Raw genomic sequence first — 13,287 nt, forward strand, 5'->3', positions numbered from 1 at the left:
CCCGGGGCTTTTTTTTGCCTGCCTCTCACCAGGGAAGCGTTGAACCGTCCCAGCTCAGGAACGCCCCGTTATCGGCTTCAGCCAGCCCATCGTAGATACCCAGCAGGTTCGCCGCGGTATCGCTGGCGTCGTGCACCTGCAATTGCGCCAGGGACTGTTGGAACGGAGCACTGAGTTCGGTCCGTGTGGTGCCCGGATGCACCGCCACGCAGGTGACCGGTCTGGCCCGGCGCGGCAGCTCCACCGAGAGATTCTTCACCAGCATATTGAGGGCGGCCTTCGAGGCCCGGTAGGCGTACCAGCCGCCAAAACCGTTGTCGCCGATCGATCCCACCTTGGCGGAAATCGCCATCAACCGCTTGAGCCGCTTATGCCGCAGGTACGGCAGCAGCGACTGGACCAGCATCGGGAAACCGACCGCATTCACCTGGTAGGCGTGAAGCAGGCTGTCGGCCGACAGATCCTCCAGGCGTTTCTCGGGACTCAGCCCCTCGCCGTGCAGGATGCCGGCGGCGTAGATCACCCCGTCCAGCTCCAGATCCCCAGGCAAGGCCGCCCTATCCAGGCCAGACGAGCCAGCGTCCCAGGGCAGCAGCGTCAGCCGCTCGCCCGCCGGCGCCGCCCAATCGGACAACCGCGCCGGCTCCCGGCACAGACCGATCACCGCAACGTCGTCCCGATCCAACAGCGCCTCCGCCAGGGCTTTCCCGATGCCGCCACTGACGCCAGCAATCACTATGCGTTCCATCCTGCCTCCGGAATTGCTAAGGGGTTCTGGCAGGGAATACGCCGCAACTGTTGCGACAGACCGCCAGCACGGCATTGACCGGAAATGACCGACACTTGTCAGCTTCTGACCTGTTGCCGGAAGCGACAAACTGGAGAATGGAAGGCGTTGATTAGTGTCTCTGAATGAGTATGGCCTGCTTCGACGGGCGATTGCCCGGAGAGCGGCCCACTTGCTTGTCCAGCCACGCCCCCTTGGGCGTGGCTTTTTTATGCGCGGGAATCGCCCAACGGCGCCCTAGCCGGCATCGAAATCCGGCTGGAAGAGGCCGAAGGTGTTGCCCTCCGGGTCGATGAAATAGCCTTGCCAGCACAGGCCGGGCACGGCAAATTTGGCGAGGGCCACCTGGCCGCCGAGGGACTCGATGCGGGCGGCGGTCGCGTCGAAGTCGTCCACGCCCACCGAGCACACGTAGGCGTTGGTGCCCTGGCCCAGCGGGGGTGCCGGGCAGGGGCGCTGCAGCAGGCCGCCGTGCATGCCGTCCGTCTCGATGCGCCAGTAGGCCACGGGCAACCCGTCCTGTTTGACGAAGCGCCAGCCGAACACGTCCCCGTAAAACGCCAGGGCACGTTCCGGATCGTCCACCTGGATTTCAAAATAAGCGATGCCACCCATAGCCTGCCTCCCTATCCGTTGCCGCCAGCGACGTTGCCTTCCGCCACCAGCTCTCGCGCCGGGCGCACCTCCACCGAGCCGTAGCGCGCCGGCGGGATCTTCTGCGCCAGCCCGATGGCCTCGTTCAGGTCACGTGCCTCCAGCATGTAGAACCCCGCCAGCTGCTCGCGGGTTTCGGCGAAGGGGCCGTCCGTGAGGGACAGCTTGCCGTCGCGCACGCGCACGGTAGTGGCACTGCTAGTCGGGAGCAGCGGGCTGCCGGTGATGAAGTGCCCGCTGCTTTCCAGGCCTTCCACGCAGGCCATGCACTCCCGGTTGAGCGCGTCCCACTCGTGCTGGGGCATGCCATTCATGATGGCTTCGTCGTAGTAAACCAGCGCCAGGTATTTCATGCCTCGTTCTCCCGTTTGCCCATGGGACAGTCCGCCCCGGCAGAGCCAGGGAAATTGATCATCCAGGCGATGCCGAAGCGGTCGATCACACTGCCGAAACGCTCGGCCCAGAATGTGGCTTCCATCGGCATGGTGACGGTGCCGCCTTCCGCCAGCCGGGCGAAGGCCTGCTCGGCTTTCGCCGCCGTGTCGACTTCCACCTGCACACTCATCCCCTGGGGCGTCTGGTAGTGGTTGGGCGGCGCGTCGCAGCCCATCAGGTAACCTTTGCCCAGGCTCAGGTGAGCGTGCAGGATCCTGTCCCGCCAGGCGGGCTCAACCTCCTCGGCCATGGGCGATTCGCCAAAGGGAATGGCCGCTTCCACCCGGCCTCCCAGAACATCAGCATAGAAGGCGAACGCCTCCGCGCAATCCCCGCGAAACAGCAGGTGCGTACCGATACTGACGGGCTGCTTCTGCAGGCGCTGTTCCAGGTCCTTGTGGATACCCACGCCCTCGCCTTCGACAAAGTCGTCCAGTTCGTAGAGCTGGCGCAGTTCCAGGTGGGTATGGCCATCCGCGTCTTCCGGCGGCCACTGTTTGACCAACGCCAGGGCGTGAGCCATGGAGTCCGCCTCGATCATCGTGAAACCGGCGATCAGCTCGCGGGTTTCGGCGAACGGTCCCTGGGTGACCACGGGCTCGCCGTCCTGGAAATCGATCCGGGCGCCGTCCCGGCTGGGCCGCAGGCCGGTGCCGTCGAGAAAGGCGCCTGCGTCCATCAGCGACTGGTTGTAGCGCCCCATGGCCTGGAGCATGGCGTCCGACGGCATGACGCCGGCCTCGGTGTCCGCATCGGCGCGGCGAATGATCATGAATCGCATGGTATTCCTCCTGCCCGCTCAGGGCTTGTCCGTTCGCTCAGGGCTTGTCCGTTCGCTCAGGGCTGTTCTTTCGCTCAGGGCTGTCGAGCCCTCAATTCGCTCAAGGCTGTGCGTCCTGGATGATGGCCATGGTTTGCGGGTCGAACGGCGCCGAGAAGTGCTCGTGCACCACTTTCCACTCGCCCGCCTCCTGGCGCAGGCAGGAGGTACCCCGCATCCAGCCGGTCTGCATCTCGCCCTGCTCGTTGGTGCCGCCGCAATGCACCAGGAAGAAAGCGAAGGCCAGGTCGTCCGCCACACTGACGTCGATTTCGTGCAGCTTGAACTCGAACGGGCCGGAACACAGGGTCATGCAGTATTGCCAGTGCTTGCGGTAGGCCTCGCGGCCCTTGAAACGCAGTGCTACGACGGCGTCGTAGGCCACCAGGTCTTCGGCGTAGAACATCATGATGCGCGCCACGTCGCCGCTGACCACGGCTTCCTGCCACTGCGAGAGCTGCGTGCGGATAGCGTCTTCCGCGGCGGCGTCGTTGTGTCGTGTTGTCATGGGTTGCCTCCTTGTCGTGATGGGCCCGCTTGTGGGGTGGTTCATCAGGTAGTCGAACGGCCGGACAAGGAATCGACAGGTGGGAAACTTTTTTACGGGGCGGTGCCCAGTTCATCGAGGCGGCGTTGCAGGAACCGCCGTTCGGCTTCCTGGGTCGCCAGTTCCAGGGCCCTGCGGTAGGCCGCGCGAGCCTCGTCGGCGCGACCAAGGCGACGGCACAGCTCCGCCCGGGTGGCGTGGGCCAGGTGAAACGCCGCCATGGGCTTTTTTTCAAGCAGTTCATCCACCAGCGCCAGGCCGTGGGCGGGTCCCTCGTGCATGGCCACCGCCACCGCCCGGTTCAGCGCCACCACCGGCGAGGGCTGCATGGCCAGCAAGGCATCGTAGAGCCCGACGATCTGGGCCCAGTCCGTCTCCTGCGCCGACGGCGCCTCGGCGTGCACGGCGGCGATGGCCGCCTGCAGGGTGTACGGCCCGAAACGCTGGCTGGCCAGGGCGCGCAGCACGCCATCGCAGCCTTCGCGGATCTGCTCCTGGTGCCAGAGGCTGCGGTCCTGGTCCTCCAGCAGGATCAGATCGCCCCCGGCCGTGACCCGGGCGTCGCGGCGGGAATCCTGCAGCAGCATCAGGGACAGCAGGCCCAGCACTTCCGGCTCGGGCAGCAGTTGCTGGAGCAGTCGCGTCAGGCGTATGGCCTCCCGGGCCAGGTCGTGGCGGATCAGCCGCTCGCCGGAGGACGCCGCATACCCCTCGTTGAACACCAGGTAGAGCACGTGCAGCACACCGTTGAGGCGCTCGGCGATCTGCTCCCGGCCCGGCACTTCGTAGGGAATGCCCGCGTCGCGGATCTTGGTCTTGGCGCGCACGATGCGCTGAGCCAGCGTTGGTGTGCCCACCAGGAAAGCGCGGGCGATCTCCTCAGTGGTCAGGCCGCAGACTTCGCGCAGGGTCAGCGCGATGCGGGCTTCCGGCGCCAGGCTGGGGTGGCAGCAGGTGAAAATCAGACGCAGCCGGTCGTCCTCGATCTCGGACGGCTCTTCCTCCTCGTCCAGTTGATCTTCCAGTTGCCGCACCAGTTCTTCCCGGGAGGCGTCGAACCGGGCTCGCCGGCGCAGCTGGTCGATGGCCTTGAAGCGGCCGGTGGACACCAGCCAGGCACGCGGATTATCCGGCTCGCCCCGCTCCGGCCATTGCTGGAGCGCGGCGGTAAAGGCCTCGTGCAGAGCCTCCTCGGCCAGGTCGAAATCCCCCAGCAGGCGGATCAGGGTTGCCAGCACGGGACGGGATTCAGAGCAGTAGAGTTGCTGCAGTCGTTCGTTCATGGAGGAAGCCTAGCTCAGAACCGGATTGGGATCGGTTCGATTGCACGCCCAAAAAATCTGCATTGCAACTGCAACCGATTCGCCGCCCGGGGCGTAGCTGCCTGTAACCCCATCGAGAACGACAAAGACGCCGATGGGTTATTATCCAATGGCAAGGAGAGAACCATGAAAAAACACCTGATGTGCAGTGCGTTTCTGATGGCCACCCTGGGCGCGACACCGGCCCTGGCGATGGACAACATGAAGATGGGTGTCTGGGCGGATAACCAGGACGTGGCCGCCGGCACGGTGACCGCCAAGAAAGTCACCACCGACACCAACGGCTGGCTGGTCGTGCACCGCACCGACGAGAGCGGCAAGCCGGGCCCGGTGGTGGGTCACGCGCCGCTCAAGAAAGGTAAGAACATGGACGTCGCCGCCATCCTGACCGAAGACGTCAGCGCCGGCGATCACCTGATGCTCATGATCCACGGTGAAGATGGCGGCATGAAAACCGGCCACTTCGAATACACCCTTGGCGCCAAGGAAGACGGTCCCGTGCGCATGGACGGCGACCTGGTCATGACCGTGATTATGGCGGAATGACGTCACCGGCGGGGCCCGATGCGGTCCCGCCGTTTCGTTACTGAACGGTCTTCAGCCGAACCGCAACGCCACTGCCCTGCGCGCCGTCGCTTCCCGTCTGGTGCGATCCGAACAGCGGCAGCCAGCGGCCCTCCTCCATCACCAGCCCGCCCTCGCCCGACGACTCACCGCCATTCACCGCATAGCGCGCCGCGTACTCAAACCGGAACGCGCCCGGCTGGCCCTGGACCGGCGACAGCGAATACCCCATCGCCAAGGTCCCGGACGCCACAAAGCCGCGATCCGGCGGCGCCACATCGACCTTCAGCAGCGACGAATCACTCAGAAACGACGGCAGCAGCGCCATCGGCGCGTCCGCCGCCGAGGCCGGGCAGGCGCAGTAGCGGATTTCGAGCAGGAACGTCTTCGACGCCAGATAGTCTTTCGGCTCGCCGGCAAAGGCCCCACCTGCGGCGGTCGATAAAACAATAGTACCGATCAGGCGCATCAGCGCCCGGGTCTTCCATGACATCACATCGCCTCCTGCGATTGGGTTTGGTTTCTATATCCTAGTACTCATCGTGCATCCGCCACCACTCGTAGGGTGCCGTCTGCGGCCAGCCCTCGGGCGAGTCCTCCCAGGTTTCCTGGCGGCCGTACGGGGTCAGGTCCAGCAGGCGGAAGTTGGTGTCGAACAGCTCGACGCCGCGGTTATTGGTGAAGTAGGTGCGGTAGAGGCGCTGATCGTCGTCGCGGATGAACACGTTCAAGGCAAAGCACGTGCCGGCACCGAAGGCATCGGCGAAACGGCGGTCGTGATCGGTGTACCAGGGCGCGTCCCAGCCCATCCGCGTCTGCAGGGCCCGGATCTCGGCCTGCGGCGCCGGCGACGTAAAAACGAACGTCGTGTCCCGGGCGCGAACGTGGACGAGATTGTCGCCAATGTTGTCCATCACCATCGAACAGCCCTGGCAGGGCGTCGCCCCCGGCTCAAGCATGGCGCAGTAGACGATCAGTTGCCGCCGGCCCTGGAACAGGTCAAGCAGCGACACCTCGCCTTCCGGTCCGGTAAACCGGTAATCGCCCTCAACGGGCACCATCGGCAACCGGCGCCGCTCCGCCGCGAGAGCATCCTGCGCCCGGGTCGCGGCTTTCTCTTTCGCCAGCAGGGCTTCGCGGGCCCGCTCCCATTCGTCCTGCGTGGCGATTCGGGGAAATGTTGTGGGTTGTGAGCTCATGGATGCGCTCCTTTTGGTGCGTGTGCATCCTCTTGTCGTCTGGGACAACGCGATTTCGACACCCGTCGGCAGGATTTTCCCCGGAAGCGCGCGATCCCACCGAAACAACCGACCGAACGATCAGGACGGGGCGCTCGCGGGATCCTCATCCAGTGCCTTGGGCGCACTCAGAGCCTTGCTGTAATACCCGGACGGATCGAAGCAGCACACGCGCTTTTTACCCGAAGCGAGCATGTCGCAGGCATCGTGGATCCGCTTGGTCCGCGTCCTGGCCTGCTTGGCGGACGTCATCCAGTGAATCCAGTCCAGGCGGGCGATGGGGGTGGTTGCCTCCCACACCGCACGCGCTTCGGGGGCCGCCGCCAGGGCCGCCTGAAAATCCGGCGGGATGTCGGGCTCAGGTTCCTGCGCGACGGGGGCGATCTCGAAGGACGCCGTCTCCCCCACCGCCACGTCGGCGGATTCGAGCGTCTCCGGCCCCAAACGCAGCCAGTGGCTCAGTTGCCCATCCGGGTCGAGTGTGGCCTGAAAACCATGGCCGTTCAGTGTGACATCAACGGTGGTCCGGCCCCGGCGCGGCAGGGTATCGCTGGCGCTCTTGGGCAGCACCACGAACGCCCAGGCCGCGTCGCCATCGGGCCTGGCCGGGCGCAGGATGGTGGCCTGGAACCGGGCCGGGGTGTCGCTCGGGCTCATGGTCGCGTCTCCCTGTTTGCGAATCACACCCAGCTAAGCATCGGCCGCCCGGCGCGTCCAGCCTCGCGTATGGTTTCTTTCAGTCTGCCGCCGCGAAATGGGCCATCTGGTCGGCGTAGGCCTTCCTGAAAGCCGGGCGTGCCGAGGCGCGGGCGACGTAATCGGCGCAGGCCGGGTAATCCGCCAGCCCGTCGAACCGGTCCACCAGACGCAGCACGTCGGCCATCAGGATGTCCGCCACCGAGAAAGAATCCACCAGCCAATCCCGCCCGGCGAGCACGCTTTCCATGTGTCGCAGTCGGGCGGCGAGAAAGTCTTCCAGGTGCTTCTGCGCCGGTGTTTCCGAGTTGTCCTCGAGGAACCGGGCCAGAGACCAGGGCAGGCTCGCCATCTCGACCGAATTGAGCGCCGCAAAGACCCACTGGATGGCTTCGCTGCGTTGACGCGCATCTGTCGGTAACAGCGCATCGCTGAGCTCCCCCAGATGCAACAGGATCGCCCCGCTCTCGAAAATGGACTGGTCGCCATCGGTCAGCCAGGGCACCTGCCCGAACGGCTGGTGCCCGAAATGCGCGGCCGCCCGGTCGCGAAACGGCACGCTCTCGACCCGGTAAGGCAGGCCGGCCTCTTCCAGCGCCCAGCGTACGCGCAGGTCGCGCACGTAGCCCCGGGGCAGATCGGGCACCCAGTCGAAGGTGGTCAGGATCAGGGTATTCATGGTGGCTCCTTGGTTCGGTGCCGGTTGCATGTTCTGCCTCCCCTAGTCGACCGGGGCCCGGTGAAATCGACAGGTCTGGTACACAAATCCGGGAAAGCCACGCGACCGGTCCATCAGGCGACACGCTACCTTTGCCAAGTCCCCTGCTCATGCACCAACACCTCATCGCCGTGACGCACCACTTCCAGCAGGCCGTCTTCATGAACCCGGTACGTCACGGCGCCGTTCTCGAATCGATAGCCGAGGAACCGACAGGGCGTCACGCCATCCGCACAGGTGGTGTGCCAGGTGCGGCCTTCAAGGCTGATGGCGTTTCCGCTGATCTTGCTGGTCCCATGGTAGGTCATCCGGTCGCAGGTTACCTCGCCCTCGACGCAGTTGGATTCGATCTCGATGCGGTAGTGCGGGGTTTCGAGGGTGGACGCCAGGGTGGTGAGCGGGAACAACGCGATCAGTAGCGTTTTCTTCATGGCGGGCTTTCCCTGTGCCAGATGTCGTCGTTGATGGTGAGCCGGCCTGCCAACCCTCTGGAAACCGAAGCCCGTAAAAACGCAATCAACTGCCGCGCCTAATTAGACCGTCCTGTCTCAGAATCTCCAGTTGCTCAGACACCGACATAGCGCCTTCGAGCTTGATGACGCGACATGAGCGGGCTTCCAGCCAAGCCAGGTGTCTGGCGAGACTTCGACCCGGCGCGGTTCCCTGATCATACTGCGCTGCCCATTCCAGAAAACCGGGATCGGCCGCGCCGAAAAGACGAGCCTCGCGTTCCCGCAGCCTCTCCAGGCGGACAGACGCTTCGACATAGAGAAAAATCACCACGTCGAACGCGTTCTCAACCCGCTCGCCCCAGTTCATCACCGACCCTGAAACCACTGCGCTCGGATGACGCTCCATACGAGCTAGCATCAGCCTCTGCCGTTCCTTAACCGGTCTTTTCTCCGTGAACGGCGGATGCGTTTCCAGCCAATAGACATCATCAGCCTCAATGAAAGCGGCATTCAGCTCGTTGGCGAGGGCCTCGCCGAGCGTGCTGGTGCCGGAGCCGGCGGCTCCGGTGACAAGGATGTGCATGGTGGTGCGTCCCATCAGGGCTTTAAGCAGGCGCGTATATCGTCGCTTGCCTTAACGGCTTAAATGATCGACCTCCTTAGCGGCGGAAAACCGGCACTGCGCGGCCAATTGTTAATCCCGTGCCGAGAATGCCTCGTGGTACGCAACGTCTCCCTGCGGAAAATCATCACCAAACGAGAGTGCCTGGAAATACTCCACAGGAACCCCTGGGAAAACCAAACCATCGACAACCTTGAAGCCAAAACGCCCATAGTAACCCGGGTCTCCAAGTACCACGCAGCCCGCCGCACCCTGCTCTTTCAGGCCAGCCAACACGTTCTCCATGAGTTTCGAGCCAATCCCCTTACCCTGATACTCAGGCAGCACCGAGATCGGCCCGAGTCCAAACCAATTAGCAGAGCCATCTGAAACGCTTACTGGAGAAATGGCAACGTGACCGATAACGTCTCCATCGGATTCGGCGACTTTAGACAGAAACAACGCATCAGCCCGGCGAAGAGCCTTCACAATAAACGGCTCGGTGTGATCAGTATGAGGAGCATCCTGAAAAGCCAGCACTGTAACTCGGTGGATTGGCTCAACATCCCCTTTACGCTCATTACGAATCTTAATGTTCAATTTCTGATCTCTTTAAGGGTTAACAAGGCGGCAGAACACTTTCAAAATTGCTGCGACCTGCCTCATTTCTTTACCTCGGTATAACGGTCGACATGAGAGCCTAATGCCGGCGCGTGACGCCTGTTAGCAGTAGGCGTCCGCTCAATGGAGGGGTTAGGCATTGCTCAGTTCGTCAGGAGCTGCGCCTCAATAGCCGCTTTGTCGATTACGGACCATACCTGCACAATCTTTTCGTCGCGGAATTCATAGAAGACGTTCTCGGCAAAGGACACCGTTCTTCCGTGTACACCCAGGCCAAGAAATCGCGCCTTTGGCGTACAGTTGAAGCGGAGCCGGCTGGCTATGTAGGGAGGATCGGAAACCAGCAACTCAATGTTGAAGGATAGATCGGGAATCTCGGAAAAGTCTCTCTCCAGCATGCGCCGGTAGCCTGATACTCCGAGTCGCTCCCCGTTGTGCTTGACGTCATCATCAACAAAACGTCCCAACGACGTCCAACCCTGCCCATTCAAGCAGGCGATGTAGTCTCGATAGATGTTCGATAGTTCGGACTGGGTCATCCAGGACTCCTCACAGCAAGACTCGACCATCGCTTGGAAGGGCGCATCGACGCTTAACGACGCAGTAGAGCTCCCCCACTTCTGAGGGGATTACAGCCGGATCGTACACCAGGCGGCCGGTGTCTTCGTTGTGGTGCTTTTTCTACAGCCTCAACGCCTGCGGTATCCGGCGCCGGAGCGCAGCGGAGGGAACCAAAAGCGCCACGCTTTTGGCGTCCGGTTGACTGCCTGGTTAAACCTCATCGAAGCCAGACTCATCAGTGTAAATACATGCCGCCGGAGTTAGTCTTTCAATTGATGCAGGGTTAACTTGTGAAACACCCCACTCATTAGAGAACAGATATATTTTCTCTGCCTTTGATAAGCGCAGCAGCTCTTCGAATTCAGAGGCTGGATGCAGGGGCCGCCATATACTTTGGTATTGAACGTATAGCCCTTTCTTACCCTCGCGCTCGTGTACGGTCCGTTCGATACTATCTACTATTTCAATATGAGGCACGGCTAAACCAGAAGATTTCCGCTCTAGAACCCAAATAAGTTCTGATTTATTAACCCTGTATCTCAGATCAGCCTCTGGCTCTAACATTGCTCATCCTCAGGTTTAACGCCCGGCTCACGCGCCGGTTTGGTGCCGCGAAGCGGCGCAAAATCGGTCGCCGTGCAGCCGATTGTTATGTTCCATTAACGCCTTGTGTGTCTTTTTACAGCCACAATTGTTTGCCATATCAAACTTGCGAAAATCACATAGAACACAAGGCTAATTAATTCCATACCTTCTCTAAGCAGTTTTTTAAAAGGTATTATATTTGATGCGATGCTATTTATAAAATTTGAAATCGAACTAATCGCCTCATTGGCGGATGGCACGATACTGTATAGATAGTTTCCTTCATGCCCGACAATTAACAAGTAATAAAATATCGAGAACACAAAAACCCAAAAAACAGGCAACAAGTAGCTCTGACCAAATCGAGAGGCTTTCTCGTTCAGCCAAAATATCAGCCTTTCTTGGCTGATAGGCCTACCGGATAGCTCTTGTTTATATTTTCTCATTTCATAGGCGAAAAATTTGTTTGCTTCGATATGATTTCCGATTTTATCAAAAGAGTCTTTTATTATTCTTAAAGTCTCTCTATTTGTGTTATCAGACAGCAAACTAATGTTCAGAAAGTTTGGCGCTTCCTTTAGATTCGCGTCCTCAAGATCAAGGCCTTGATTAAACTTAGAGTTTCTAAAATTTGTAAAATCTAAAAATGTTACATATCTAAACGTTGAGACTTTATTTAGCTCATTGTCGCCCTCTAAAGCTGCAAACTCGCACTTCTCAAAGCCCACAAAATCACTATATATGATTTTATAGCAATAAAAACTTCCATATTCTGAAGAGTAGGAGTCAAAAAGACCCTTAAAGTTAGTGTTTATTAATTTGACCTCGTCAATCTGTCCTTCTTTCAGCTCAACCTTGGCTTTGAACTCTGAATCCTCTATTAATAAATACCTCGCCACCAATTTATTTAGCACAAACTTTTCTTCAATCTCACAATTTTCAATTCGCAAACTATTAATTTTAACTAAGACGCCATCCGTGTTATTAAATACAGGCTTTTTTATGATGACATTTCCAAACGAAAGGGCTTTATCAAAGGAGCAGTTATTAAAAAGAGGTATGTCTAGCAACGCATTATGATTGTCATCTGCGTATGAACTTACACCTTCTCTGAAAAGGCACCCTTGATATAAAACATTATTTATATTCCCCAGTAGTTTAGATTGTGTAATACTCCACCATTGAAAAAACTCACAATCTTGGAAAAATGCCTCAACTTCTGGAATCTCGACTGAGTGCGCCGTGAATTTGCAGTAGTTAAAATGAGCACCTTTTATTTTTCTTAGAACCTTAAGATAATCAAAATCATCTCTGCTATCCCTGCATGGAAAAAAAATAAAATCAAATACTACTATTTCGTCATTTGAAAATGCGATTACTTCATCGTCACCTACATCTTCGTGGAGATAGGTTTTAACTGCTTCTATGTTGACTAATCCAGGGTTGTCCGGTCGCTTCCATTTAAAAGCTGATTCAGCTATGTACTCGATTAAAGCATCATAAAACTTTCTCAATATCCCTTTGTTTTGGAAGTCATGAGAATAGTCACCTTTCTGGCAATGAAGGACACACTCAGTGGTGTTTTCAAAAACCTCTCTTGAACAGTCATCGATGCTGCACACCGGGCCCAATGTATTACTCCTTAAGGGTAGAAACATAACGCCAGCAGCATGCGCGCCCATGAAATGAAGCCGAAGGCGCAATGTAATGGGCGTCGCCGTGCCTGCACTGGTTATGCCTAAAGTACTCGATTGATGATGAATGGCAAGAATATTTCATCAGAATTTTCTTGTAATTCATGGCCTACGCGGCAGTCAATATTAACGTGGAAATTTCCGTCAGAAAATTGAACATTCTTTCTATGGCCGTCTTCGCGCTTAAGCAACATTTCGATTGCTTGGTCAGGAATCTTTCCTTTCAACTGTTTGAGTATTTCTTCACCGAAGTCAAATGTCATTACATAACTATCACCCTCTTCGGATTTTATTCCTGAACCTGTTGTAAATAGGTCTGGATCTAGCTGTGCAATAAACCCAACGGGCACATTGGGAAAAATTAAACTCTCAAATTCATGAAATCCAAGCCGCTTCAGGTGTAGGCCAAAGTCTTTAGCCAGCTTAAAGTCCGCTTTAGTAACATTCTCTGGAGAAACATATTTTTTCAGGTTGTCAAAGTATTTGGCTAATGACCTCATATCGAAATGTAGAATCGGCTCGCCCTTGCTGATGTGGTAAAGAGCGAATTCTCTTCCGTTGCATAGCGCAAATAGCGGTACTCGAATCTCACTGTGAATGGCATATGAGTACGCTTGCTCCACATGCTTTCCCTCGAGAATATTCTCGTTTGGCCCTTTAGCTTCGAGAACCCAGGCAAACTCTCCATTCACTTCGAATAGGTAGTCCGGGATGCACGTAATTTTCTTTCTGGCGCTACCAACTGAAACGAAGGGGTGCTTTAGAGGCTTGCTTCGAATTATCTTGAAAGGCCTCGCTGTGCTGTAACCCACAGCTTTTATGATGGGAGAGATAATTTCTTCCCTCACCGAATCCTCTCTGAAATCAGAGTCTTCTAGAGCCTCAAAATCAAAGTCTTCAATAGGATTAAAGGCTTTCTCGAATTTCAAAGCTGCTCTCCGTTTCAAAGGGCATAACGCTTGCAGCAGGGGCGCGACGACAGGAGCGTCCCT

18 protein-coding genes are annotated in these 13,287 nt (G+C 58.2%); 1 reads left to right on the plus strand and 17 read right to left on the minus strand.

Annotated features, from left to right (window positions below):
- Positions 1 to 25: 25 nt before the first annotated feature.
- The 6 genes from DKK67_RS18990 to DKK67_RS19015 form a co-directional block, all read right to left on the minus strand.
- Positions 26 to 748, minus strand: coding sequence for an SDR family oxidoreductase (locus DKK67_RS18990; protein ID WP_111498096.1), 723 nt, complete (start codon positions 746 to 748; stop codon positions 26 to 28).
- A gap of 276 nt (positions 749 to 1,024) precedes the next feature.
- The gene (locus DKK67_RS18995) at positions 1,025 to 1,402 is read right to left on the minus strand and encodes a VOC family protein (protein WP_111498097.1); all 378 of its coding nucleotides are present in this window, start codon (positions 1,400 to 1,402) and stop codon (positions 1,025 to 1,027) included.
- An 11-nt stretch (positions 1,403 to 1,413) separates the two neighbouring features.
- Positions 1,414 to 1,794: a YciI family protein gene (locus tag DKK67_RS19000; protein ID WP_111498098.1), complete on the minus strand. Its 381-nt coding sequence runs from the start codon at positions 1,792 to 1,794 to the stop codon at positions 1,414 to 1,416.
- Positions 1,791 to 2,657, minus strand: coding sequence for a YciI family protein (locus DKK67_RS19005; protein WP_111498099.1), 867 nt, complete (start codon positions 2,655 to 2,657; stop codon positions 1,791 to 1,793). The genes DKK67_RS19000 and DKK67_RS19005 overlap by 4 nt, the downstream gene beginning before the upstream one ends.
- Positions 2,658 to 2,757: 100 nt before the next feature.
- Entirely contained in the window at positions 2,758 to 3,204 is a 447-nt protein-coding gene (locus tag DKK67_RS19010; protein ID WP_111498100.1) for a YybH family protein, read from the minus strand.
- 92 nt (positions 3,205 to 3,296) lie between these two features.
- Positions 3,297 to 4,526 carry an RNA polymerase sigma factor gene (locus tag DKK67_RS19015; protein WP_111498101.1) on the minus strand — a complete coding sequence of 410 codons (1,230 nt, stop codon included), beginning with the start codon at positions 4,524 to 4,526 and terminating at the stop codon, positions 3,297 to 3,299.
- Between the two features lie 165 nt (positions 4,527 to 4,691).
- Between DKK67_RS19015 and DKK67_RS19020 the strand changes: the two genes are divergently transcribed.
- Positions 4,692 to 5,111: a DUF7282 domain-containing protein gene (locus DKK67_RS19020; RefSeq protein ID WP_111498102.1), complete on the plus strand. Its 420-nt coding sequence runs from the start codon at positions 4,692 to 4,694 to the stop codon at positions 5,109 to 5,111.
- Between the two features lie 37 nt (positions 5,112 to 5,148).
- Here the strand turns inward: DKK67_RS19020 and DKK67_RS19025 are convergent, their stop codons facing one another.
- From DKK67_RS19025 to DKK67_RS19070, 11 genes are all read right to left on the minus strand, one after another.
- On the minus strand, positions 5,149 to 5,622 hold the full coding sequence (locus DKK67_RS19025; protein WP_111498103.1) for a hypothetical protein: 474 nt from the start codon (positions 5,620 to 5,622) through the stop codon (positions 5,149 to 5,151).
- Positions 5,623 to 5,659: 37 nt separating this feature from the next.
- A complete protein-coding gene (locus DKK67_RS19030; RefSeq protein WP_111498104.1) occupies positions 5,660 to 6,328 on the minus strand; it encodes a DUF899 domain-containing protein in 669 nt (222 codons plus the stop codon).
- A 120-nt stretch (positions 6,329 to 6,448) separates the two neighbouring features.
- A complete protein-coding gene (locus tag DKK67_RS19035) occupies positions 6,449 to 7,024 on the minus strand; it encodes a YdeI/OmpD-associated family protein (protein WP_111498105.1) in 576 nt (191 codons plus the stop codon).
- Between the two features lie 79 nt (positions 7,025 to 7,103).
- Positions 7,104 to 7,742 carry a glutathione S-transferase family protein gene (locus tag DKK67_RS19040; protein ID WP_111498106.1) on the minus strand — a complete coding sequence of 213 codons (639 nt, stop codon included), beginning with the start codon at positions 7,740 to 7,742 and terminating at the stop codon, positions 7,104 to 7,106.
- A 125-nt stretch (positions 7,743 to 7,867) separates the two neighbouring features.
- Positions 7,868 to 8,212: a hypothetical protein gene (locus DKK67_RS19045; RefSeq protein ID WP_111498107.1), complete on the minus strand. Its 345-nt coding sequence runs from the start codon at positions 8,210 to 8,212 to the stop codon at positions 7,868 to 7,870.
- An 85-nt stretch (positions 8,213 to 8,297) separates the two neighbouring features.
- Positions 8,298 to 8,816, minus strand: a complete 519-nt coding sequence (locus DKK67_RS19050) for an AAA family ATPase (protein WP_111498159.1) — start codon at positions 8,814 to 8,816, stop codon at positions 8,298 to 8,300.
- Positions 8,817 to 8,927: 111 nt separating this feature from the next.
- Positions 8,928 to 9,434, minus strand: coding sequence for a GNAT family N-acetyltransferase (locus DKK67_RS19055; protein ID WP_111498108.1), 507 nt, complete (start codon positions 9,432 to 9,434; stop codon positions 8,928 to 8,930).
- Positions 9,435 to 9,598: 164 nt separating this feature from the next.
- The gene (locus tag DKK67_RS19060; protein ID WP_111498109.1) at positions 9,599 to 9,994 is read right to left on the minus strand and encodes an ester cyclase; all 396 of its coding nucleotides are present in this window, start codon (positions 9,992 to 9,994) and stop codon (positions 9,599 to 9,601) included.
- Positions 9,995 to 10,226: 232 nt separating this feature from the next.
- The gene (locus DKK67_RS21675) at positions 10,227 to 10,580 is read right to left on the minus strand and encodes a hypothetical protein (protein WP_162628880.1); all 354 of its coding nucleotides are present in this window, start codon (positions 10,578 to 10,580) and stop codon (positions 10,227 to 10,229) included.
- A 95-nt stretch (positions 10,581 to 10,675) separates the two neighbouring features.
- Entirely contained in the window at positions 10,676 to 12,283 is a 1,608-nt protein-coding gene (locus tag DKK67_RS21680; RefSeq protein WP_162628881.1) for a hypothetical protein, read from the minus strand.
- Positions 12,284 to 12,339: 56 nt separating this feature from the next.
- Entirely contained in the window at positions 12,340 to 13,224 is an 885-nt protein-coding gene (locus tag DKK67_RS19070) for a type I restriction enzyme HsdR N-terminal domain-containing protein (RefSeq protein WP_111498111.1), read from the minus strand.
- Positions 13,225 to 13,287: the final 63 nt, after the last annotated feature.

The organism is Marinobacter bohaiensis (genome assembly GCF_003258515.1).
Classification (GTDB): Bacteria; Pseudomonadota; Gammaproteobacteria; order Pseudomonadales; family Oleiphilaceae; genus Marinobacter_A; species Marinobacter_A bohaiensis.

Excerpts from the sequence above, each read along its gene's own strand:
- DKK67_RS19020 (WP_111498102.1), top strand. The coding sequence starts at position 4,692 with ATGAAAAAACACCTGATGTGCAGTGCGTTTCTGATGGCCACCCTGGGC.
- DKK67_RS19000 (WP_111498098.1), bottom strand. The coding sequence starts at position 1,794 with ATGAAATACCTGGCGCTGGTTTACTACGACGAAGCCATCATGAATGGC.
- DKK67_RS19060 (WP_111498109.1), bottom strand. The coding sequence starts at position 9,994 with ATGACCCAGTCCGAACTATCGAACATCTATCGAGACTACATCGCCTGC.
- DKK67_RS19045 (WP_111498107.1), bottom strand. The coding sequence starts at position 8,212 with ATGAAGAAAACGCTACTGATCGCGTTGTTCCCGCTCACCACCCTGGCG.
- DKK67_RS21675 (WP_162628880.1), bottom strand. The coding sequence starts at position 10,580 with ATGTTAGAGCCAGAGGCTGATCTGAGATACAGGGTTAATAAATCAGAA.
- DKK67_RS19040 (WP_111498106.1), bottom strand. The coding sequence starts at position 7,742 with ATGAATACCCTGATCCTGACCACCTTCGACTGGGTGCCCGATCTGCCC.
- DKK67_RS18995 (WP_111498097.1), bottom strand. The coding sequence starts at position 1,402 with ATGGGTGGCATCGCTTATTTTGAAATCCAGGTGGACGATCCGGAACGT.
- DKK67_RS21680 (WP_162628881.1), bottom strand. The coding sequence starts at position 12,283 with ATGGGCGCGCATGCTGCTGGCGTTATGTTTCTACCCTTAAGGAGTAAT.
- DKK67_RS19035 (WP_111498105.1), bottom strand. The coding sequence starts at position 7,024 with ATGAGCCCGAGCGACACCCCGGCCCGGTTCCAGGCCACCATCCTGCGC.
- DKK67_RS19010 (WP_111498100.1), bottom strand. The coding sequence starts at position 3,204 with ATGACAACACGACACAACGACGCCGCCGCGGAAGACGCTATCCGCACG.
- DKK67_RS18990 (WP_111498096.1), bottom strand. The coding sequence starts at position 748 with ATGGAACGCATAGTGATTGCTGGCGTCAGTGGCGGCATCGGGAAAGCC.
- DKK67_RS19015 (WP_111498101.1), bottom strand. The coding sequence starts at position 4,526 with ATGAACGAACGACTGCAGCAACTCTACTGCTCTGAATCCCGTCCCGTG.
- DKK67_RS19025 (WP_111498103.1), bottom strand. The coding sequence starts at position 5,622 with ATGTCATGGAAGACCCGGGCGCTGATGCGCCTGATCGGTACTATTGTT.
- DKK67_RS19050 (WP_111498159.1), bottom strand. The coding sequence starts at position 8,816 with ATGCACATCCTTGTCACCGGAGCCGCCGGCTCCGGCACCAGCACGCTC.
- DKK67_RS19005 (WP_111498099.1), bottom strand. The coding sequence starts at position 2,657 with ATGCGATTCATGATCATTCGCCGCGCCGATGCGGACACCGAGGCCGGC.
- DKK67_RS19030 (WP_111498104.1), bottom strand. The coding sequence starts at position 6,328 with ATGAGCTCACAACCCACAACATTTCCCCGAATCGCCACGCAGGACGAA.